Origin of the sequence: Actinopolyspora alba (genome assembly GCF_900112765.1) — a bacterium.
Taxonomy (GTDB): Bacteria; Actinomycetota; Actinomycetes; order Mycobacteriales; family Pseudonocardiaceae; genus Actinopolyspora; species Actinopolyspora alba.
Map to the genome: position 1 here is coordinate 50,896 of NZ_FOMZ01000002.1, position 21,570 is coordinate 72,465.

Consider the following 21,570-nt stretch of genomic DNA (forward strand, 5'->3'; position numbering starts at 1 on the left):
TCAGCGATGCGGCGAACGAACCGCGGAACGAACCAGATCCACCTCTTCCTGCTGATCGCCGTAGGAGCGCTTTTCCCGCTGCTGGCGGAGTGGACGCTCGGCCCCGCGGAAAAGGCGCCCTGGTGGTCGCTCATCGCGCTGGCGACGCCGCTGTTCGGATGCTTCTCCCTGATTCTCCTGGGCACCACCAAAGCGATCCAGCGCAAGGATCAGAGCAAGAACACAGCTCACCGGGAGAGCCGTGCATAACTCTCCGCATCGCCGAAGTACCACGAACCGTCGAATGCGAAGCCAGTCCTCACTCATTCGCGCCGGAGAGGCGTCGTAGCCGGTGTCTGAGGTGCTGTCGCTCGGCGAGATTGACGGTGGCGGCGATGGCTCGCCGGTAAGCGTTCGCCGCGTCCTCGGGTCTGTTGGCCTGCTCCAGTAGGTGTGCTCGTACGGCGTTGAGCCGGGGAAGGCGGGAATGCTCGGCTTCCAGCACATCGATCTGAGCGAGCGCGGTGTCGTTTCCGTCGACCATGGCCTGGGCAACGATGCGGTTGAGAGTGATCGTGGGGTTGCCGTGACCTGTCACGAGTTCGAGGACCCGGTAGAGCGCGAGGATCTCGTCCCAGTCCGTTGTCGCGATGTCGGGGGCTTCGGCGTGCAGGGCCGCGATGCATGCCTGGAGCAGGTAAGGGCCTGGTTCGGCACCTGGAGCGGCTTGTTCGACGAGCTCGGTTCCCTCGTCGATCAGTTCCCGGTCCCACAACGTACGATCCTGCTCGTCGAACGGCTTGAGGTTTCCGTCCGGCCCTACTCGGGAGGGGTGGCGGGACTCGCTGAGCAGCATCAACGCGAGGAGCCCCGCGACCTCGGTGGATTCGGGAAGGCTGCCGCGAAGGAGTCGGGTCAGGTGAATCGCCTCCGCGGCGAGATCCGCGTCGCGGGGTGGTGCGCCGGTGGTTGTGTGGTGTGCCTCGGTGAACATCACGTAGAGCACGTCGAGCACGGCGGTGACGCGCTCCGCGGCGTGTTCGGGGGACGGGACGGGCCGGCCGAGTTCGGAGACTCGCCGCTTGGCCCGTGTGATCCGTTGGGCGATGGTGCTCTCGGGGACCTGGTAGACATTGGCGATCTGTGCCGTGGTCAGTCCGGCGACGGCCCGTAGGGTCAACGCGACCTGTCCGGAGCGTGGCAGGTCGGGGTGGCAGCACAGCTGCAGCACCAGCAGCGAGTCGTCACGCTGGGCTGCCTCCGGCGCCACGGGAGGATGCGACGACGCGGCACGCGTCTCGCGATGGCGGCGCCGGGCGTCGCTGCGGGCGTGGTCGGCATAGCGACGGCGGGCGGTCGCCGTGAGCCACCCCAGCGGGTCGTCCGGGAGCTGTGTCGGCCATCGCTGGTACGCGTGCAGGATTGCCTCCTGGACGGCGTCTTCGCACAGGTCGAACCGGGCGCTGCCGTAGGTGCGCACCAGCCGGGCGAGGGCCTGTCGCGTGAGTTCACGCCACAGCCCCTCGCCCGTGCGGGGATCGGCAGTCACCCGTCCCCCAGGTCGGCGAACATCACCGGACGTAGCTCGAGCGCGAGGCCGGGGATGTTCGCATCGGGGATCCGCTCGGCGAGCTCCACCGCGCGGGCCTCGTCCGCGACATCGATGAGGTAGAAGCCTCCCATGAACTCCTTGCTCTCGACGAACGGCCCATCGGTCACCTCGGGCCCGCTCCCGGAGCTGCGAATGACCTTCGACTGACTGGGGTCGGCGAGGGCCTGAGTGGCGATGAACTCACCTCGCTCCTTGGCCTCGGCCATGAACGCGCCGTGTCCTTCCTGGAGCTGCCGCTGCTGCTCGTCGGTGAGCTGCTCCAGCACCGCCGGATCGACCTGCATCAGGATCAAGTACTTCACCGTTTCCTCCTCGGTAAGTGGACCGCCCTTGTGGCGACTCACCAGAGGGTCGTCACCGAGCCGGCGAACACGACACCACGCGATCAAGATTTTCATCCGGGAGTTTCCGCCACCGCGCACCGCCCCGTCCGAGGGTTCGATCCCACGGCCGTGCTCCGGCTGACCCGCTCGTGAACGCTGACCGGCTCGTTCGACGAGCACACCGTGGTGACACACCACGAGTACGGCTAGGCTGCGGCGCATGGCTGACGAACTCGTGCACCGCGAGGTGGCAGGCGGCATCGCCACGATCACGCTGGACTCGCCGCACAACCGCAATGCGCTGTCCGCGCAGCTGCGCGGGGAGCTGCTGGCGGCGCTGCGGAACTCGATCGACGACGAGACGGTGCGGGTGATCCTGCTGACCCACACCGGCACCGTCTTCTGCGCGGGCATGGATCTCAAGGAGTCCCGTTCGGAGAGCGCGGAGAACCAGGGGATCAACGAGGTCCCCGGCCTGCTGGAGTGCGTCCGGAACAGCCCGAAGCCGGTGGTGGCCAAACTGAGCGGCCCCGCGCGGGCCGGTGGCATCGGGATCGTGGCCGCCTGCGACATCGCCGTCGCCGTCGAGGGCGCCACCTTCGCGTTCAGCGAGGTGCGGATCGGGGTCGTCCCCGCGGTGATCTCGGTGACCGTGCTGCCCAGGCTGCACGCCCGGCAGGCCCACGAACTGTTCCTGACCGGGGAGACCTTCGACGCGAAGCGGGCCGAGGCGATCGGACTGCTCAACGCGGCGGTTCCGGAGTCGGAACTGGACAGCGCCGTGGAGCGCTACCTCGACATGCTGGCGAGGGGCGGACCGAACGCGATGGCGGCGACGAAGGAGATGCTGCGGCAACCCCGTCCGGACGACGTGGACAAGGCTTTCGCCGACATGCTGCGGTTGTCCGCCGAGCACTTCGCGGGCGAGGAGGGCCAGGAGGGCATGCGGGCCTTCGCCGAGAAGCGCTCCCCGAACTGGGTCCCCGACCGGAGCTGACCCCGCACCGGGACACCATAGGCCGAACTCCCACCACGCCCGCAGGGTGAATCACGACCGCTCACGCAATCGGCACCGCCGCGGGTTCTCCCGTGCGGCTCTCGCGAGGACGTCGGAGACGTTGTGTAGTACCTACCCGATGTCTCCGGCACCGCAGCGAGAGCCGTGCGAGAGGTTCCGCCAACTGAGCACCCACGCAGCCGGAGCCGAGGAACCGTGTCAGTCCGTAGTGCAGACGGCGCGGAACACTCGTTCGCCGGACTCCTGCGCCGCGGCCACCAGCACCGAACCGATGCCGCGATACGCCTTGGGGTCGTGCTCGGCCAGCACCCGGTGGCCGGACCAGATCAACACGTGCTCCCCCTTCGGGAGCCAGGACAGGTCGATCAGGCAGTCGTAGAGCGCGTCGAGATTACGTCCGGCCCATTCCGGGAACGAGAGCTGGGCGGCGATCGCGCACAGCATCATGCGCTTGTTGACCAGCTCGCTGCCGTCGACCACGTGGGGATAGCCCCCCTCCGAGCGGGCCTGCTCGACCGCCTGCGCGGTGGTGCCCACGACGGGCAGCGGGGCGGGCTCGATCACTGACGTGTCCTTCCTGGCGTGTCGCTTCAGGAAGCCTACCGCATTCATCATCATCAACCGTGCGATTCAATCCTGCCGGATCGGTGCCTGGAGTCCACGACGCTCACATTCCGTCGACGTACTGGCCCACCCAGCCGAGAACGACCAGTGCGAGCAACAGCACCAGGGTGCCGGTGATCCGAGCGCGCGAACTCATCCACGCCTCCCCCGGAACGACACGTGATCACGAAACACCGTGCCACTCCCGTTCGGAGCCGTCACGGTTCGAGCTCGTCCCCGCGGCGTCCGCGTGGCGCTCATAGCTCTCCTTGCTGCGCAACGGAGGTTCGGCGTCGCGAATCCTGCTCGCCTTGGCCGAGATCTCGTCGACGATGCGGTCGACGAGTCGCGCCACCAACCAGCACAGCGGCACGAGAACCACGAGTACCAGCGCCACCTGGAACGGGTAGGGAAGCAGCACGAGCCACGACTCGACCCCGTCCCACAACGCGACCAGCTCGCCCATCACGGACCGTCAGCGTACTCCCGGGGTGGTTCCAGCGTGCGCCGGGCACCCCGGGCGACGGAACGGCCCGCAGCACCGGGACTCACTGGACCGGTCCAGCCGGGTACTCCTGGATCGGACGTGAATCGGCTGCCGTACTCGGTCGCGTCGATTCCGACCAGACGCTCGCCCCTCACACCCGCGCCGAACTCCCACCACGCCCGGCAGGCCGAGCCCCCACCAACCTCGCAAGTCGCACTCCGACCACTCCCGCAGGCCGAGCTCCGGCCGCTCTCGCCACCGGCACCGCCGCGGGTTCTCCCGTGCGGCTCTCGCGAGGACGGTCCCGACGTTGTGTAGGTGTCGCTACCCGAGGTCGGGGCACCCGCGGCGAGAGCCGTGCGTGAGGTTCCGCCAAGCGACCACCCAAGCAGCCGGACAGGAATGAAACCCCAAAGCTAGCTTTCGGAGTGGCGCCGGACGGACTCGATCACGGCGCTGAAGTCGTAACCACCGCCGCCCTCCGAGTTGAACCGGTCGTAGATCCGCGCGGCCAACCGCCCCACCTCGGTGTCGGTGCCGCTCTGCTCGGCCGCCGAAACGGCGAGGTTGAGGTCCTTGAGCATCAGCGAGGCCGCGAAGCCCGGCTCGTAGTCGTGATCCGCCCTGCTGGTCTCCACCATGCCCGGCACGGGGCAGTTGGTGGTCAGCGACCAGCTCTGCCCGGTGGACACGGAGGTCACGTCGTAGAGCGCCTGGTGCGGGAGTCCGAGTTTCTCCCCCAGCACGAACGCTTCGGCCGTGCCGAGCATGGCCGCCGCCAGCATGAGGTTGTTGCACATCTTGGTGACCTGGCCGTTGCCGTCGCCACCGCAGTGGATCACCTTCCGCGCCATGGGTTCCAGGAAGGGCTGCGCGGCCTGGTAGGCCCGCTCGGAGCCACCGACCATGAACGTCAACGTGCCCGCCTCGGCACCGGCCGTGCCGCCGGAGACCGGGGCGTCGATCGCCTCCAGCCCCGCGGCCGCGGCCAGCTCGTGCGCCCTGCGCGAGTCGGCCACGTCCACGGTGGAGGAGTCGATCAGCAGCGTGCCCGGTGCGACCGAGCCCAGCATCCCGTCGTAGCAGTCCAGCAACTGCTTGCCCCCCGGCAACATCGTGATCACGGCGTCGGCGCCGGTAACCACCTCGGCCACCGAGTCGACCGTGGTCACCCCGTTCGCCGCCGCGCGCTCGATCACTTCCGGCATCAGGTCGAAACCCCGCACGGTGTGGCCGGCGTTGACCAGGTTCGTCGACATCGGGCCGCCCATGTGCCCCAACCCGATGAATCCGATGACTGCCATGGTCGATTACCTTTCTCGCGATCCGACACTGTCACGAAAACCGGGGTGCGGGGAGATCAGCCGGACAGACCGAGATCCCCGTTGGTGGGAGCGCGGAAGAAGGCGGCGACGTGCTCCTCGCCCACGTCCTCCAGCTGGGCCGGGGACCAGGCCGGGTTACGGTCCTTGTCCACGAGGGTGGCGCGCACGCCCTCCAGGAAGTCACCGCGGTGCACGCAGGCCAGCGAGACCCGGTACTCCTGGTCGAGCACTTCCTCCAGGGAGTTCAGCCGCGCGGCCGACCGCAGCGCGCGCAACGTCACCTTCAGCGAGGTGGGCGACTTCGTGGCGATGGTCTCGGCCGCCTCCCCGGCCTCCGGCTCGTCGCGGGAGCGGAGTTCGGTCAGGATTCCCTCCACGGACTCGGCCGCGTAGACCTCGTCGATCCAGCTGGCGGCGGCGCGCAGCCCGGACTCGGGAGCCGTCGTGGCGTACTTGTCCAGCACGGCCGAGGCGTCTCCCTCGGTGAGGGCGTTGACCAGTTCGTCGAGTTCGGAACTGTCGACGTAGTGGTCGGCCAGCCCGCAGTGGATCGCGTCCGCGCCGCTGACGGGAGCTCCGGTCAGCGCCATGTGGGTGCCGAGCTGCCCGGGGGCGCGGGAGAGCAGATAGGTGCCGCCGACGTCCGGGGCGAAACCGATGCCGACCTCGGGCATGCCGACCTTGGAGCGCTCGGTGACCACGCGGTGCGAACCGTGCGCCGAGATGCCGACGCCGCCGCCCATGCAGATGCCGTCCATGATGCCGACGACCGGTTTGGGGTAGTGCGACAGCGCGGCGTTCATCCGGTACTCGGCCGCCCAGAACTCCTCGGTGTGTTCGGGCTCGCCCGCCTTGACCGCGTCGTACATGGCGCGGATGTCCCCGCCCGCGCACAGTCCGCGGTCCCCGGCTCCCTCGATGAGCACCGTGCGCACCCGGTCGTCGGCGCGCCACTCCTCCAGCGCGTCCAGCACCGAGGTGACCATCTCCATGGTCAGCGAGTTGAGGGCCTTCGGCCGGTTGAGCGTGATCCGGCCGAGGGATCCCTGCACGTCGAGCAGCACCTGCTGCTGTTCGGCGGCGTGAGTTGTCATTGGTCCGACTCCAACATTCCACGGGAAATGATCAATCGCATGATCTCGTTCGTGCCCTCCAGGATCTGATGCACCCGCAGGTCGCGAACGATCTTCTCCATGCCGTACTCGGCAAGGTATCCGTAACCCCCGTGGAGTTGAAGGGCTTCGTTCGCCACGTTGAATCCGCTGTCGGTGGCGAGCCGCTTGGCCATGGCGCAGAGCTTGGTCGCCTCGGGGTCCTTGGCGTCCAGCGCGGCGGCGGCGCGCCACAGCAGGGTGCGGGCGGCCTCCAGTTCGGTGGCCATGTCGGCCAGTTTGAACCGGAGCGCCTGGAAATCGCCGATCCTGCTTCCGAATGCGGAGCGCTGTCCGACGTAGGCCGTACCGCGTTCCAGTGCGGCGCGAGCCCCGCCGAGCGAGCAGGCACCGATGTTGAGCCTGCCGCCGTCCAGTCCGGACATGGCGACGCGGAAGCCGATGCCCTCCTCGCCGAGCCGGTTGCGCACCGGAACCCGCACGTCGGTGAACACGACCTGGCGGGTGGGTTGGGCGTTCCAGCCCATCTTGTCCTCTTCGGGGCCGAACGAGATGCCCTCGCTGGCACCGTCGACGACGAGGGCGGAGATACCGCCGGGTCCGGGCTCGCCGGTGCGGACCATCACCACGTAGACACCGGAGTAGCCGCTTCCGGATATGAACTGCTTGACCCCGTTGACCACGTACTCGTCGCCGTCGAGTACCGCCCTGGTGCGCAGCGCGGCCGCGTCCGAACCGGCGTCGGGTTCGGTGAGGCAGTAACTGCCCAGACTCCGCATTGCGCACAGCTCGGGCAGCCACTGTTCGCGTTGCCGCTGGTCGCCGAACGCGTCGATCATCCAGGCGACCATGTTGTGTATCGAGATGTAGGCCGCGATGGTGGGACAGCCGGTGGCCAGCTCCTCGAACACGAGGGCGGCGTCGAACCGGCTGAGCCCGGTGCCGCCGTACTGCTCGTCGACGTAGATCCCACCCATGCCGAGTTCGCCCGCCTCGGCCAGCACGTCCACGGGGAAGTGTTTCTCCCGGTCCCACCGCAGCGCGTCGGGGGCGATGCGTTCCGCGGCGAACTCGCCCGCCGTCTCCTTGAGCGCACGCTGGTCGTCGGTGAGCGCGAACGGGGATCGCGGTGTTTCGGAGGCGATCACGGAAGCGGTCATGTGGGACTCCTGCTCGATCGGGGACGCCGGATCGCGGCGTCGGGCCTCTCGCGGTGGCGGCACCACCGGTTCGCGGTCCGTGGTGGTCACACCGCCGGTGGGGTCACCACCGGCGGTGTGGACCGGTCGGCACGGTGGTGCGGCGGACGACCCACCGGCCCGCCGGCGGAACGGCTCAGTGCATGGTCGGGATCGTGAAGCTGGCCTCCTCCTTCCGACCGGAGGGCCAGCGCGAGGTCACGGTCTTGGTCCTGGTGTAGAACCGGATGGAGTCGGGACCGTGCTGGTTGAGATCGCCGAATCCGGAACGCTTCCAGCCGCCGAAGGTGTGGTAGGCGATCGGCACCGGGATCGGCACGTTGATGCCGACCATGCCGGTGTCCACCCGGCCCGCGAACTCGCGTGCGGCGTCGCCGTCCCTGGTGAAGATGGCGACACCGTTGCCGTACTGGTGCTGGCTGGGCAGCCGCAGCGCCTCCTCGTAGTCGGCGGCGCGGACCACCGAGAGCACGGGGCCGAAGATCTCCTCGTTGTAGATCCGCATGTCCGAGGTGACGTTGTCGAACAGCGAGGCACCGGTGAAGAAGCCGTTCTCGTGTTCGGGCATCCGGAAACCGCGGCCGTCCACCAGCAGGTCCGCGCCCTCCTCGATGCCGAGGCCGATGTAGTCGTCGACCCGCTGCTTGGCGGCGGCAGTCACCAGCGGGCCGAAGTCGGCGGAGTCGTCGAAGCTGGTGCCGATCCGGAGTCCGTTGACTCGTTCGGTGAGCTTTTCCACCAACGCCTCGGCCGTGGGTCGTCCGACGGGAACGGCCACCGAGATGGCCATGCAGCGCTCCCCCGCGGAGCCGTACCCGGCGCCGACCAGGGCTTCCACCGCCTGGTCGAGGTCGGCGTCGGGCATGATGATCATGTGGTTCTTCGCGCCGCCGAAGCACTGCGCCCGCTTGCCGTGGGCGGTGGCCGTGGAGTAGATGTACTCGGCTATGTCGGAGGATCCGACGAAGCCGATCGCGGCCACGTCCTGGTGGGTCAGCAGCGCGTCCACCGCGGTCTTGTCGCCGTTGACCACGTTGAACACGCCGGGTGGCAGCCCCGCCTCGACGAACAGCTCGGCGAGGCGCAGCGGCACCGAGGGGTCGCGCTCGGAGGGCTTGAGCACGAAGGAGTTGCCGCAGGCGATGGCCGGGGCGGCCTTCCACAGCGGGATCATCGCCGGGAAGTTGAACGGGGTTATCCCCGCGGTCACCCCCAGTGGCTGGCGCATCGAGTAGACGTCGATGCCCGCGCCCGCGCCCTCGGTGTACTCCCCCTTGAGCAGGTGGGGAATGCCCGTGGCGAACTCGACGACCTCCAGGCCGCGCTGCACGTCGCCCTTGGCGTCGGGCACCGTCTTGCCGTGCTCGGAGGCCAGCAGCCGTGCCAGCGAGTCCATCTCCTCGCGGCACAGTTCGAGGAACCGCATCAGCACGCGTGCCCGGCGCTGGGGGTTCCAGTTCGCCCACTCGCGTTGCGCCTCGGCGGCGCCGCGCACGGCGGCGTCGACCTCTCCGGAGGAGGCCAGCGGCACCCTGGCCTGCACGCCTCCGGTGTTCGGATCGAACACGTCGTCGTGGTTACCGGAGGTACCGGCGACGCGCTTGCCGTCGATGAAGTGCTCCAGCTCGGTGGTCATTCCGCTACGCACCCTTCCCTCGCACCGGTCGCCGACTCCCGCTATGCGCTTGGAAGCCAAACTTTTGGTAGTCCAATCATTGCCCCAATGCAACACATCACAACAGGGTGTGCTGCGTCACAACACGATTGTGTGAGGTCAACGGCCGAACCGGAAGGAAGCGCGGCACCATAGTCCGCGCACTTCGCCACGCTCACGGCGACATCGAGCGTGCGTCCGGCACCCCGCCGACGCGCGAGACGGGGAAGCGGGGAAGATTCGACGGAAGAGCAGGTTCAAGAACCGTTCGCCACCATGCCGAGCAAGGAGATTCGGGAGCTCACGTGACCGCCCAACCGATCAGCCCCGGTGACGTCTGGATCGTCGATCACGATCCGGTGCACGGCGAGGAACAGGTCGGGCAGTGCCCGGTTCTCGTGGTCTCGTCGCGTTACCACCTGGAACTGACCAACAGCGCACTGGTCAACGTACTGCCGCTGACCCGCGAGGAACGGAGCGAGCGCTCGCAGCGCGTCCACGTGGCAGCCGCCGACAGCTGGGTCGTCACCGAGCGGGTACGCACCGTGTCCGCGCGAAATTTCCTACGGTTCGCCCCGGAACTGGCGCCCACCGAGGAAGAACTCTCCGAAGTGCGTCGAGCACTCGCCCGCACACTCGACATCTGAGCCACGCACCAGCACAGCTAACCGCAAGCGGCGGGAACCGCTAACGAACCTTCGCGGCCCAGTACTCGGGCAGATCGGGCTCCGCCGCCGCCACGTGTTCGGTCAGTTCGGGCGTCGCGCGCCCCATCCGGAAGGCGAAGAGCTCGGCGATGGTCACACCGTGCTCCGGTCGGTACAGCACCTCGCGGGCATCGCCCGCCGTGATCTCACCGGGCCGCTCCACCGCCAGATAGGCTCCGGGCCTGCCGTGGTCGGTGAACCGCTTGATCAACCCCGGCATGTCCCAGAAGCCCGCGAAAACCCTGCAGGGAGTCCGCGGTCCGGTCACGCGCAGCACGGTCGTACCGATTCGCCAGCGCTCCCCGATCACCGCGTTGCCGCAGTCGCAGCCTTCCAGGGTCAGGTTCTCCCCGATATTGCCCGGTTCCAGCTCCCGCCCGGTCTCGCCGGACCAGTACCGCAGGTCCTCCAGGTCGTAGGCGTAGACGGCCTGGAACCAGCGGCCGTGGTTGTCGGTGTCGCAGACCGTGTCACCCACGACTCCCGAGACCTCGACCCGCGCCGGCCCCCGTACCGGTCGCTTGTCGATTCCGCTGGCACCGATCCGTCCCGTCCACTCCCCCGTGCTGGCGGTGGCTGCGAGGTTGACCTCGTTCACGCGACTCACGGGGCCAGCCTATGCGTCGCACGACTCCCGATCGAGCGGAACTCGAAATCCACTCGGGATGCGGCGCGCGGCCCGAGTGGAGCCACGGGAGGGAGCCGCTGGAGACGAGCCTGCCACTCATGAGCCGCCCCACGGACCCGAAACACAAGCATGGGCGGGAACCCACCGATCCGGGTTCCCGCCCACTCGCACCATCGCGATCATCACACCCCGCCACAGGGCCGCTGGTGCGTCTTGGTGAACGCCGCCGCAGGAGTACGGCGCTCACTGTCGTTGCCCTCCGCCGCGAACGCCGGGACGGCGCCTCACCGGCGCGCGGCGGAGGGGGTCTCGTGCCGTACCGCGGCTCACCACGGGCCGCGGCACGGTCGTCGCCACCCGACGTCTGGCCTGCCCGAGCGGTGGCCGGGAGGTTCGGGAAACCACTCGACAACCGGCCCGGGCGGGCGCCCTCAGAACTGCGCGGTCTCGGTGGACCCGGCCAGCGCGGTGGTCGAGGAGTCCGGGTTGACCGCCATGCTGATCTGGTCGAAGTAGCCGGTTCCGGCCTCGCGCTGGTGCTTGGTGGCCGTGTAGCCGTCCTTCTCCGCGGCGAACTCCCTGTCCTGCAGGTCGACGTAGGCCGTCATGTCATCCGAGGCGTAGTTCTTCGCCAGGTCGAACATGCTGTAGTTCAGCGCGTGGAAACCGGCCAGCGTGATGAACTGGAACTTGTAACCCATCTGGCCGAGCTCACGCTGGAACTTGGCGATGGTGCTGTCGTCGAGGTTCTTGCGCCAGTTGAACGACGGCGAGCAGTTGTAGGCCAGCATCTTGTCGGGGTACTGCGCCTTGATGGACTCGGCGAACCGCTTGGCCACGTCGAGGTCCGGTGTGGAGGTCTCCATCCAGATCAGGTCGGAGTACGGCGCGTAGGCCAGCCCGCGGTCGATGCAGGGCTCGATGCCGTTGTTGACCTTGTAGAAGCCCTCCGAGGTGCGCTCGCCGGTGACGTACTTCTGGTCACGCTCGTCGACGTCGCTGGTCAGCAGGGTGGCTGCCTGCGCGTCGGTGCGGGCGACCACGAGGGAGGGAACCCCGGCGACGTCGGCGGCCAGCCGGGCGGAGTTGAGGGTCTTGACGTGCTGGCTGGTGGGGATGAGCACCTTGCCGCCGAGGTGGCCGCACTTCTTCTCGGAAGCGAGCTGGTCCTCCCAGTGCACACCGGCGGCGCCCGCCTGGATCATGCCCTTCATCAGCTCGTAGGCGTTGAGCACACCACCGAAACCGGCCTCGGCGTCGGCGACGATCGGGGCCAGCCAGTGCCGGTCCTCCTGCTCGACCTCGTTGGCCTCGGCGTCCAGCGCCTCGGCCCAGGCGACCTGGTCGGCGCGCTTGAGCGCGTTGTTGATCCGCCGAACCACCTGCGGGACCGAGTTGGCCGGGTACAGGCTCTGGTCCGGGTAGGTCTCACCGGCGAGGTTCGCGTCGGCGGCGACCTGCCAACCCGAGAGGTAGATGGCCTGCAGTCCGGCGCGGACCTGCTGGACGGCCTGGTTCCCGGTCAGCGCACCGAGCGCGTGGATGTAGTCGTTGTCGTGCAGCAGGTTCCAGAGCCGTTCGGCGCCCAGCCTGGCCAGGGTGTTGTCCTCCTGCACCGAGCCACGGAGTCGGATGACGTCACCAGCGGAGTAGGTGCGCTCGACGCCCTTCCAACGGGGGTTGGTCTCCCAGTCGCGCTGCAGGTCCTTGGCGGCCTGCAGGGCCTGTTCACGGGTACCGGGCTGAGGGGTCATGGCTTTCACCTTCCGATCGCTTGCGGCCTGTTGACCCCAGTGTTGGTACCCGACCAAGAAAAAACGAGCCCCAATCTGGACAAAATTTTGTATTTTTTCTGCTAGGGTGAACTGCATGTCGGAGTTTACGGCTGAGTCGACGGAAGAACGCGGCACTTTTTCCAACGAGCAGGACCTGCTCGTCTTCGGGCAGCGGCTGCGCCACATGCGCAAGGCGGCCGGGTTGACCCTCTCCGAGCTGGGACAACGGGTCGATCGGGCACCTTCGCAGCTCTCGCTGCTGGAGAACGGGCACCGCGAACCGAAGCTGTCGCTGCTGCGCTCGCTGGCCGTGGCGTTGAACAGCTCGGTGGACGAGCTGATGTCCAAGAAGCCGCCGAACCGGCGTGCCGAGCTGGAGATAGCCGTGGAGCAGGCACAGCTGGACCCGCTCTACCAACAGCTGGACGTGCCACCGCTGAAGATCGGCAAGCGGGTCCCCACCGAGGCGTTGGAACACGTGCTGGCGCTCTACGAGGAGCTACGGCGCAGGGAGACGAAACGGGTGGCCACACCCGAGGAGGCCCGGGCGGCCAACGCGGAGCTGCGCGGCATGATGCGCGAACACGGCAACTACTTCCCCGAGATCGAGAAATCGGCGGGCGAGATCCTGCGGGGCGTCGGTTACCACGGCGGGCCGCTCTCCGAAGGGCTGATCCAGTCGATCGCCACACATCTCGGGTACGGGCTTCGCTTCGTCACCGATCTGCCCCGTTCGGTGCGGTCGGTGACCGACCTGCGGCACAACCGGATCTTCCTGCGACGCGAGTCGCTGGGAATGCACAGCCCCCGCACGATCCTGCTGCAGACCCTCGGGCACCTGAACCTGGGACACCGCCAGCCACGCGACTTCGCCGACTTCCTGCGGCAGCGCGTGGAGGCGAACTACTTCGCCGCCGCCGTGCTGATCCCCGAGAGCGCCGCGGTGAGCTACCTGCGCCAGGCCAAAGCGGACCGGGACCTGGCCGTGGAGGACCTGCGTGACGTGTTCTCGGTCTCCTACGAGATGGCCGCCCACCGGTTCACCAACCTCGCCACGCAGTACCTGGACCTGGTCTGCCACTTCGTGCGCAACGACGAGACCGGGATCATCTACAAGGCATACGCCAACGACGGGCTGGAGTTCCCCGCCGACCCCACCGGGGCGATCGAGGGGCAGCGGATGTGTCGGTACTGGGCCGGACGGCAGGTGTTCGCCTCCGCGGACCGCTACTCCACCCACTACCAGTACACCGACAAACCCGGTGCCACCCACTGGTGCGTGGCGCACGTCGACCCGAGCAGGGGACGCGACTTCGCCATCACGCTCGGCGTCCCCTACACCGAGTCCCGCTGGTTCCGGGGGCGTGAGACCACGAACCACTCCAAGTCGGGTTGCCCGAACGGCGAGTGCTGCCAACGCCCGCCCGCCGAGCTGGCCAACCGGTGGCAGGGCATGGTCTGGCCGTCGGCCCGGGCGCACTCCCACGTGCTGTCGGCACTTCCTTCCGACACCTTCCCCGGGGTGGACGAGGCCGACGTCTACTCGTTCCTGGAAACCCACCAGGGTTGAACCCCGGTTCCGGGAAGGACGTCCCGGGAAACGGCGTGCCAGGAAAAAGACGCTCCTCCCGCGGGCTGCGGGAGGAGCGTCCACAACGGCGCGAAGCGCCGAGGGTCACGTGGCGACCGACTCGGCGTGATGACCCATGCGTCGGAGCCGCGGGAAGGGAAATGCACGCGCCGGCCGCTGCCGACGAGCCGCCCGCTGTCTCCTCGGCCCACAGCACACACGCCACCAATCCGAGCACGGTTGCCCCGTGTCCGAGATACACGGTCAACGGGAACCGAATCGGTCCAGCGACACCGGGACAGATCCGGCTATCGCGGGTGCCGGTGATCAGTCGTGGTGGTTACTGAAGGCGCACCCGCTCGGCGGAATTTTCCTCGTACCCGGTTCGCCTGTCCTCGGGATCGCTGTCCTGGGAATCGCTGTCCTGGGAATCGGTAGCTCGGCTGTACGAGGGTTCCACCGCGGGAGGAGCGTGCTCCCTGGACAGGGTTTTGTGGAGGGCCACGCAGATGCCGATCAGGACGACCGTGAACGGTGTACCGATGAGCACCGAGGCTTTCTGCAGCGCGCCGAGCCCGCCGGAGACCAGCAGGACCGCCGCGACGCCCGCCAGCAGGAGTCCCCAGAGAAGTCGGACCCAGACCTTGGGATTCGCGGAGCCGCCGGTGGACAGTTCACCCAGTACCACGGTACCGGCGTCGGCACCGGCCACGAAGAACACCCACAGCACCACCAGCGTGATGATCGACAAGAGTACTGGCAGCGGGTACTGCTGGATGAAGACGAACATTCCCGCGGCCGGGCTCTGCGCCACGGTCCCGGCGATGTCGGAGGCCTGCCCGTCGCGAGCCAGCCGCAGCGCCGCTCCACCGAACACGGCGATCCAGATTATGCTGACCACGCTGGGGACCAGGACAGTGGCCCCGACGAACTCGCGGATGCTGCGTCCGCGGGAGATGCGCGCCATGAACATTCCCACGTACGGGGCCCAGGCGATCCACCAGGACCAGTAGAAAACGGTCCAGCTCCCCAACCAATCCGTGTTCGTGCTGAACGCGTCCAGCCGGAAGCTCATCGGGACGATGTTGGTCAGGTAGTTGCCGATACCTTCGGTGAGGACGTTGAGCTGTGTGACGGTGGGTCCGACGACGAAGTAGAAGACCAGCAGCAGCGGGGCGATGAGCATGCTGATGTTGGCGAGCCACTTGATGCCGTGCTCGATCCGTGTCGTGGCCGAGACCATGAACGCCGCCGTGGTGAGGCCGAGGACCAGGAGCTGCACCAACATCACCGTGGGCAACCCGAACGTCTGACCGAGTCCCGCTGTTATCTGCAGTCCGGCCTGCCCCAGGGCGACGGCGATACCGAACACGACCGCCAGTACCGCAAGGATGTCGATCGTCTTTCCCACGGGACCGTCGACGCGATCGCCGATCAAAGGGCGGAAAATGGCGCTGACCAGTGCCTTCTCACCTTTGTAGTGGGTGAAGTAAGCCACGGCCAGGCCGGCGGTGGCGTAGATCGCCCAAGGGTGCAACGCCCAGTGGAAGAAGGAGTACTGCACAGCCACCCCGGCCGCTTCCTCCGAACCGGGCTCGGCGAGGCCGAACGGCACGTTGACGTAGTGCGACAGTGGCTCGGCCAGGCCCCAGAAGATGATGGAGGGCCCCATACCGGCCTGAAACATCATGGCGAACCAGGACAACCGACCGAAATCGGGTCTGTCGTCCTTCTTCCCGAGTTTGATCCTGCCGTACCTGCTCAGCCCCAGGTAGATCACGAAGACCAGAAACAGGTTCGCCGCGAGCAGGAAAAGCCAACTCAGATCCGAAACGACGTGGTCGAACAGTCGATTAGTGGCGGCTTCGAAGCCCTTCGGCGCCGCCACGCCCCACAGGACGACCAGTGCCGAGACCGCGACGGAGACGAAGAAAACGACTCCGATCGCGGACCGATTCTTTCTTAACGTTTGCATGGAAACCACTATCCACAAGATTGGATACACGCGGACAAATCGGACACTTTCATCGCTCGGGCAGCAACACCACCCGGCGCGAGCAGCGAATTCGAACCCGAAAGAATTTTCGAATCCCTCGCGGACGAATCGGATTCCGAAGCGAGCGGGATCGTCCGTTCCCTCCCTTCCGTTCACGGTTTCACCCACCGACGAACGAACACGGAGAGAATCATTCGAAAATCCTTCCGCACCAGAACGACCAGTAGATTCTCCGCTGTTCAACGGTTTCGTCGTGCCATTCGAAACGGGTTTCGAACAACTCTGTCCGCCCCGCACAGCACCACTACTACCCGGAGCGGTCTCCCGGCCCGCGTCGCACGAGTTCCTCCACCAGGCTCACGAACTCCGCCGCCGAGGGAGACAGCGGACCGCGACGCCAGAAGAGCACCCCGCGCCGGATCACCCGGGGCCGCAGCGAGACGGTCACCGCGCCGCGCTCGGCGGCCTCCCGCGCCATCGACGCGGGCAGCAGCGTGGCACCCGCTCCGGCCAGCACGCTGGGCACGATCATCGCCTGGTGGGCGGTCTCGACCGCCACGTGTGGACTGCTTCCCTGGGTGCCCACGGTGTTCTCGATGACCTCGCGGGGCGCGGTTCCCTTCGGGGTACTGACCCAGTCCAGCGCGGCGAGGTCGGCGGGCGCCAGCGCGGAACGTCCCGGATCGGCCGAAGCGGGCAGCACTGCCAGGAACTCCCGCCCCGGCAGCACCATGCTTCCGAGATCGTCCACCGTCTCCTCTGTGGAGTCGACCATGCCGAGCTCGCACTCGCCCGCCCGCACGGCGGCCGTGACATCGGAGCCCAGCTCGGGATCCGTGATGCGCACGGCCACCTTCGGATGCACGCGCAGGAACGAACCGACCAGATCGGCCAGCGGATCCACGGCCAGGGTGGTCTGGGCGACGATGTCCAGCCTGCCGCCCGCGAGCCCCAGCACCCTGCGCACCGAGTCGGTGGCCGTGCTGAAGTCACGCATCACCTGCCGTGCCGGTTCCAGCAGAGCCTCGCCCGCCGGGGTCAGGCTCACCCCCTGTGCGAGCCGGTGGAACACCCTGCCGCCGAGCCGGTTCTCCAGCGAAGCGATCGCGTGCGACAGCGAGGGCTGCGCGACGCGCAGCGTCTGGGCCGCGGCCGTGAAACTGCCCTGGTCGGCAATGGTCAGGAAGTACTCGAGCTCCCTGCGTTCCATCCCGCCGCCTCCTGATCCTCGTCACTCGGCCACACGTCGCGGACGCACCGGAACCCGATGTTGCCGATGGACGAGTCAGGGGTTACTCCCTGACGCGCCGAAACCCGGTAACGCCTGCAGTAGGACTCGTGGCACAGGTAGGAACCGCCGCGCGTACTGCGTCGTTCCCCCCGGTCGGGTCCCCTCGGGTTGATCCGGGTGTCCCGTGCCGGGAATTCCGGGTCGAACCGGTCGGCACACCACTCCCACACGTTGCCGGTCGTGTTGTGCAGCCCGTAACCGTTCGGTTCGAAGGCGTCCACGGGGCAGGTTCCGTACCAGCCGTCCGAGCACTCGTTGCGCCCGGGGAACTCACCCTGCCAGACGTTCATCCGGTGCCGACCGGAAGGCTCCAGCTGTTCACCCCACGGAAAGGGGCTTCCCTCGAGCCCTCCCCTCGCCGCGTACTCCCACTCGGCCTCGGTCGGCAGTCGCAACCCGGCCCAGTCGCAGTAGGCGAGCGCGTCCCGGAAGGACACGTGCGTGACCGGATGGTCCGGGCGGTCCCCGGCATCGGAGCCCGGCCCCTCCGGCCGCCACCAGTAGGCGCCCTCGACCTGGCGCCACCAGGGAGCGGCGGCGACTCCGCGCGTGGGCGGGAAGTCGTCCGGCAGCAGCCCGCCGAACACGAACGACCACCCCCAACGCTCGGCGTCGGTGCGGTAGGCGGTGGCGTCCACGAAGACGGCGAAGTCGGCCACCGACACGGCCGTCGGGCTGATCCAGAACGGGTCGAGCCGCACCGTCCGCACCGGGCCCTCGCCGTCCTGCGGGTACGCCTCGTCCCGCTCGCTTCCCATCCGGAACTCGCCGCCGCCGAGCCGCACCAGCCCCACGGTGGAACCGGAGTGGACCCGGGTGCGTACCGTCTCCGTCCGCGAGGCCTCACCCGCGGGCCGCGTGGGTGCGCAGCAGTCTCCCGTCGTCGTGTCAGTCATGAGCCGCCCTGAACAGTTCGCGGTCACGTTCGCTGTCGCTGTCGCTGTGCAGATCGTCGCCGAGATCCACCCGCACGCTGTGCAGCGTGCCCGCGTAGGCGTTGTCCACCGGCGGGTAGTCGTCGGTTACCGGTGACGCACGGTCGACTCCGATGTCGAACGTCTCGTCGAAGGCGAAATAGTACGGAATGGTGCCGCCCACCCGCTGCTGCCCGCGCTGCTCACCGTCGACGTGGAGGGTCGCGGTACCGCCCATGCCGACACCGCCGCCGTCGTAGGCGAAGTCCAACACGATCTCGTGCTCGCCGGGCGGGAGCGGCTCGTTCGTGCTCACCCGGTAGACCTCGAGTCCGAAGTAGTTGTACGCGTAGCAGGCGTGCCCCCGGTGCACGTACAGCGACCAGCCGCCGAACCGTCCGCCCTGGGCCACCAGCACTCCGTCCGCACCGGCCTCGGGGACCTCGACACGGGCGGTCAGGGTGTGCGAGCGGTTCTTGACGTTGGGCGCCGTCTCCTCGGTCAACCGCGAAGCGGAGGCGTGGAACGTGATCGACCGACGGTCGCCGTGCAGGTCGCGCCGCCCGGCCTCGCGCGGGTTCTCCCGCTCGGTCATGCGGTCGTCGAGGGGGAACACGTTGTGACGGCTGGCCTCCACCAGGAAGAGCTGTTGCAGTTCCCGGAGTTTGCCCGGGTGTTCCGCCGCCAGGTCGTGGGCCTGGCTCCAGTCCACATTGGTGTCGTAGAGCTCCCAGCGATCGTCGTCGAAGTAGTGCCGGGTGCCGTCCTGCACCATGTCCCACGGAGTGCCGTGCCTGGTGACCGCCATCCAGCCGTCGTGGTAGATGCCCCGGTTGCCCACCATCTCGAAGTACTGGATCCGGCGGCGTTCCGCCGCCGAGGCGTCGTTGAAGCTGTAGAGCATGCTCGTGCCCTCGACCGGCTGCTGCGTGACCCCGTTGACCTCCTCGGGCTGTGGGATCCCGGCCGCTTCGAGGACGGTGGGCAGCACGTCGATGACGTGGTGGAACTGGTCGCGGATACCACCGCGCTCGGCGATACCGCGTGGCCAGTGCACGATCATGCCGTCCCTGGTTCCGCCGAAGTGCGAGGCGACCTGTTTCGTCCACTGGTACGGCGTGTTCATCGCCAGCGCCCAGCCGACCGGATAGTGGGCGTGCGTGGTCGCGTCACCCAGTTCCTCCCGGTGGCGGTTGATCGTCTCGGCGTCGTCGGGGATACCGCTGGCGTGCCGGTGCTCGTTGAGCGTCCCACCGAGTCCTCCCTCCGCGGAGGCGCCGTTGTCGCCGAGGATGTAGACGAACAGGGTGTTGTCGAGTTCGCCCTGCTGCTCCAGCTCGTCGACGAGACGACCGATCTGGTCGTCGGTGTGCTCGGCGAATCCCGCGTAGAGCTCCATCAACGAGGCGGCGGACTCCCTCTCCTGTTCGGACAGTTCGTCCCAGTGCGGCACGCCCTCGGCCCACGGGGCCAGTTCCGTTTCGGGGGGAACGACTCCCAGTTCCTTCTGTCGCTGCAGGGTGATCTCACGCTGTCGGTCCCAACCGTGGTCGAACCTGCCCCGGTACTTGTCGCGGTACTCCTTCGGAACGTGGTATGGCGCGTGGGTCGCGCCGAAGGGGAGGTAGGCGAAGAAGGGGGTTTCGGGCTTGAGTGACTTCTGGTCGCGCACCCAGTCGATCGCACGGTCGACCAGGTCCTCGGAGAGGTGGTAGCCGTCCTCCGGCCCACGCTCGGGTTCCACCGGTGTGGTGCCGTCGAACAGCACGGGATACCAGTGGTTCATCTCAGCGCACAGGAATCCGTAGAACTTCTCGAAGCCCTCACCGGTGGGCCAGCGGTCGAACGGGCCCGCCGCGCTGACGTCGCGCGCCGGGGTCTGGTGCCACTTGCCGAACGCCGCGGTGTTGTAGCCGTTACCGGCCAGGATCTGACCCATCGTTCCCGCGCTCAGCGGCCGTATCCCGTTGTACCCCGGAGCGGCGCTGGCCATCTCGGTGGTGACTCCCATTCCCACCGAGTGGTGGTTGCGTCCGGTCAGCAGCGACTGCCGGGTCGGTGAGCACACCGCGGTCACGTGGAACCGCGTGTAGCGCAGCCCGCCCCCGGCCAGCCGGTCGGCCGTGGGCATCTCGCACGGCCCGCCGAAGGCGCTGGGGGCGCCGAACCCCATGTCGTCCAGCAGCACGACCACCACGTTGGGAGCCCCCTCGGGCGAGCTCGGCGGCTCGGGCGGGGAGAACGGTGGGTCCTGCTCGCGGATGTCCAGCGATGACGCGTGCTGCCGAGTTGCTCCCCGGATGGGGAGACTCGTCCGCGACATCTCCGGATCACTCATGCCAGACCTCCTGAAATCGTAATGCTCGGGACAGCGTCCGGTAGCCCACCGGTCGAAAACGAAAAACCGCGGGTGGCGGACGAGGATCGTCTTTGATCAATCACGCGCACCCGTGGGCACCAACCGACGATTTCACCGGATTACCGAACTCGTCGAAACCGCCGTTATTCGCTGGGGCATACTAGCCGACGGCGTCGGAAACGCAACCCCCAAGACCCCGACACGGCTCACCGCACCGCCACGCGGAATCGATTCCAACGAAAGATAAACGCAGGCCACCACACAAATCAGACACTTGCCAGACAATTTTTGAATTAAAGACATAGACAGTATCTATATGCAATAGCGAAAACGGCGGCGCGGGACAGGCGTCACACCACCCGAATATTTGTCGTGACCGGAGAAGTGACCAACGAACTACGCTGAGTGCCCGAAGCGGAGTGATATCCCACCGCGCCCGGGTGTCGATTTCGCGCGAAATCGACACCCGGGGCTCCGGGGAGAAGAAGGCCGGATCGCCCCCGGTCCGCTCAGCTCGCCACGCGGATACCGGGCTCGTGACGGACCGGAAAGTTCACGGAATTGGCGATGAAGCACTTGCGGTGCGCCTGCTCGTGCAGTCTCTCGGCCCTGTCGCGCATCGACTCGCTCCGCACCGTCACCACCGGTCGCAGCACCACCTCGGTGAAACGACCTCCACCGCCCCGTTCCTCGGTCATGGTGCCGCGAGCCGCGTCGCGGTAGTCGGTGACCACGACCCCGGAGGAGGCACAGATCCCCAGGTACCAGAGCATGTGGCACTGCGCGAGCGAGGCCACCAGCAGCTCCTCCGGATTCAGCAGTTCCGGGTCCCCGAGGAAGGCCGGATCGGCCGAGCCGCGCAGGGGCGCCTTGCCCGCGACCTCGACCAAGTGCTCACGGCCGTAGGAGTCGTACTTCTCGGTACCGCTTCCACGATTCCCGGTCCAGCGCACCACGGTCTCGTACTCGTGTCGTTCGGACATCGTTCCCTCGTTTCGACCCTCGACTACGACGAAGC

General features: G+C 67.7%; 19 protein-coding genes. 4 read left to right on the plus strand and 15 right to left on the minus strand.

The window, feature by feature from the left end; genetic code table 11:
- The first annotated feature begins 6 nt into the window (after positions 1–6).
- The gene (locus BM150_RS02825; RefSeq protein ID WP_092923479.1) at positions 7–249 is read left to right on the plus strand and encodes a hypothetical protein; all 243 of its coding nucleotides are present in this window, start codon (positions 7–9) and stop codon (positions 247–249) included.
- Between the two features lie 49 nt (positions 250–298).
- On the opposite strand, the gene BM150_RS02830 is transcribed toward BM150_RS02825, so the two are convergent.
- Entirely contained in the window at positions 299–1,528 is a 1,230-nt protein-coding gene (locus BM150_RS02830; protein WP_092923482.1) for an RNA polymerase sigma factor, read from the minus strand.
- Positions 1,525–1,893 carry a YciI family protein gene (locus BM150_RS02835; RefSeq protein WP_092924339.1) on the minus strand — a complete coding sequence of 123 codons (369 nt, stop codon included), beginning with the start codon at positions 1,891–1,893 and terminating at the stop codon, positions 1,525–1,527. Before BM150_RS02835 ends, BM150_RS02830 begins: the two co-directional genes overlap by 4 nt.
- A gap of 241 nt (positions 1,894–2,134) precedes the next feature.
- Between BM150_RS02835 and BM150_RS02840 the strand changes: the two genes are divergently transcribed.
- A complete protein-coding gene (locus tag BM150_RS02840; RefSeq protein ID WP_092923485.1) occupies positions 2,135–2,911 on the plus strand; it encodes an enoyl-CoA hydratase-related protein in 777 nt (258 codons plus the stop codon).
- A 219-nt stretch (positions 2,912–3,130) separates the two neighbouring features.
- On the opposite strand, the gene BM150_RS02845 is transcribed toward BM150_RS02840, so the two are convergent.
- The 6 genes from BM150_RS02845 to BM150_RS02870 all read right to left on the minus strand — a co-directional run bounded on the left by BM150_RS02845 (position 3,131) and on the right by BM150_RS02870 (position 9,294).
- Positions 3,131–3,469, minus strand: coding sequence for a barstar family protein (locus BM150_RS02845; protein ID WP_425427403.1), 339 nt, complete (start codon positions 3,467–3,469; stop codon positions 3,131–3,133).
- A 250-nt stretch (positions 3,470–3,719) separates the two neighbouring features.
- Positions 3,720–4,001, minus strand: a complete 282-nt coding sequence (locus BM150_RS02850; RefSeq protein ID WP_245755253.1) for a hypothetical protein — start codon at positions 3,999–4,001, stop codon at positions 3,720–3,722.
- A gap of 437 nt (positions 4,002–4,438) precedes the next feature.
- Positions 4,439–5,326: a 3-hydroxyisobutyrate dehydrogenase gene (mmsB, locus tag BM150_RS02855; RefSeq protein WP_092923488.1), complete on the minus strand. Its 888-nt coding sequence runs from the start codon at positions 5,324–5,326 to the stop codon at positions 4,439–4,441.
- Positions 5,327–5,382: 56 nt separating this feature from the next.
- The gene (locus BM150_RS02860; RefSeq protein WP_092923491.1) at positions 5,383–6,441 is read right to left on the minus strand and encodes an enoyl-CoA hydratase/isomerase family protein; all 1,059 of its coding nucleotides are present in this window, start codon (positions 6,439–6,441) and stop codon (positions 5,383–5,385) included.
- A complete protein-coding gene (locus BM150_RS02865; RefSeq protein ID WP_092924345.1) occupies positions 6,438–7,619 on the minus strand; it encodes an acyl-CoA dehydrogenase family protein in 1,182 nt (393 codons plus the stop codon). Before BM150_RS02865 ends, BM150_RS02860 begins: the two co-directional genes overlap by 4 nt.
- 175 nt (positions 7,620–7,794) lie before the next feature.
- Positions 7,795–9,294, minus strand: a complete 1,500-nt coding sequence (locus BM150_RS02870; RefSeq protein ID WP_092923493.1) for a CoA-acylating methylmalonate-semialdehyde dehydrogenase — start codon at positions 9,292–9,294, stop codon at positions 7,795–7,797.
- A 323-nt stretch (positions 9,295–9,617) separates the two neighbouring features.
- On the opposite strand from BM150_RS02870, the gene BM150_RS24000 reads away from it, so the two are divergent.
- Positions 9,618–9,959, plus strand: a complete 342-nt coding sequence (locus tag BM150_RS24000) for a type II toxin-antitoxin system PemK/MazF family toxin (protein WP_175496661.1) — start codon at positions 9,618–9,620, stop codon at positions 9,957–9,959.
- A gap of 40 nt (positions 9,960–9,999) precedes the next feature.
- Here the strand turns inward: BM150_RS24000 and BM150_RS02880 are convergent, their stop codons facing one another.
- Positions 10,000–10,626: an MOSC domain-containing protein gene (locus tag BM150_RS02880; protein WP_217641325.1), complete on the minus strand. Its 627-nt coding sequence runs from the start codon at positions 10,624–10,626 to the stop codon at positions 10,000–10,002.
- Between the two features lie 452 nt (positions 10,627–11,078).
- Entirely contained in the window at positions 11,079–12,401 is a 1,323-nt protein-coding gene (aceA, locus tag BM150_RS02885) for an isocitrate lyase (protein WP_092923502.1), read from the minus strand.
- Between the two features lie 115 nt (positions 12,402–12,516).
- Here aceA and BM150_RS02890 point away from each other — a divergent pair, with 115 nt between their 5' ends.
- Positions 12,517–13,992, plus strand: coding sequence for an XRE family transcriptional regulator (locus tag BM150_RS02890; RefSeq protein WP_092923505.1), 1,476 nt, complete (start codon positions 12,517–12,519; stop codon positions 13,990–13,992).
- 340 nt (positions 13,993–14,332) lie between these two features.
- Here the strand turns inward: BM150_RS02890 and BM150_RS02895 are convergent, their stop codons facing one another.
- From BM150_RS02895 to BM150_RS02915, 5 genes are all read right to left on the minus strand, one after another.
- Positions 14,333–15,967 carry a BCCT family transporter gene (locus BM150_RS02895; RefSeq protein WP_092923508.1) on the minus strand — a complete coding sequence of 545 codons (1,635 nt, stop codon included), beginning with the start codon at positions 15,965–15,967 and terminating at the stop codon, positions 14,333–14,335.
- Between the two features lie 328 nt (positions 15,968–16,295).
- On the minus strand, positions 16,296–17,198 hold the full coding sequence (locus BM150_RS02900; protein WP_092923511.1) for a LysR family transcriptional regulator: 903 nt from the start codon (positions 17,196–17,198) through the stop codon (positions 16,296–16,298).
- Complete coding sequence (locus BM150_RS02905; protein ID WP_092923514.1) at positions 17,168–18,175, minus strand: formylglycine-generating enzyme family protein; 1,008 nt, start codon at positions 18,173–18,175, stop codon at positions 17,168–17,170. Before BM150_RS02905 ends, BM150_RS02900 begins: the two co-directional genes overlap by 31 nt.
- Positions 18,168–20,531 carry an arylsulfatase gene (locus BM150_RS02910; protein ID WP_092923517.1) on the minus strand — a complete coding sequence of 788 codons (2,364 nt, stop codon included), beginning with the start codon at positions 20,529–20,531 and terminating at the stop codon, positions 18,168–18,170. Before BM150_RS02910 ends, BM150_RS02905 begins: the two co-directional genes overlap by 8 nt.
- Before the next feature lie 530 nt (positions 20,532–21,061).
- Positions 21,062–21,535: an OsmC family protein gene (locus tag BM150_RS02915; RefSeq protein ID WP_092923520.1), complete on the minus strand. Its 474-nt coding sequence runs from the start codon at positions 21,533–21,535 to the stop codon at positions 21,062–21,064.
- Positions 21,536–21,570 lie beyond the last annotated feature (35 nt).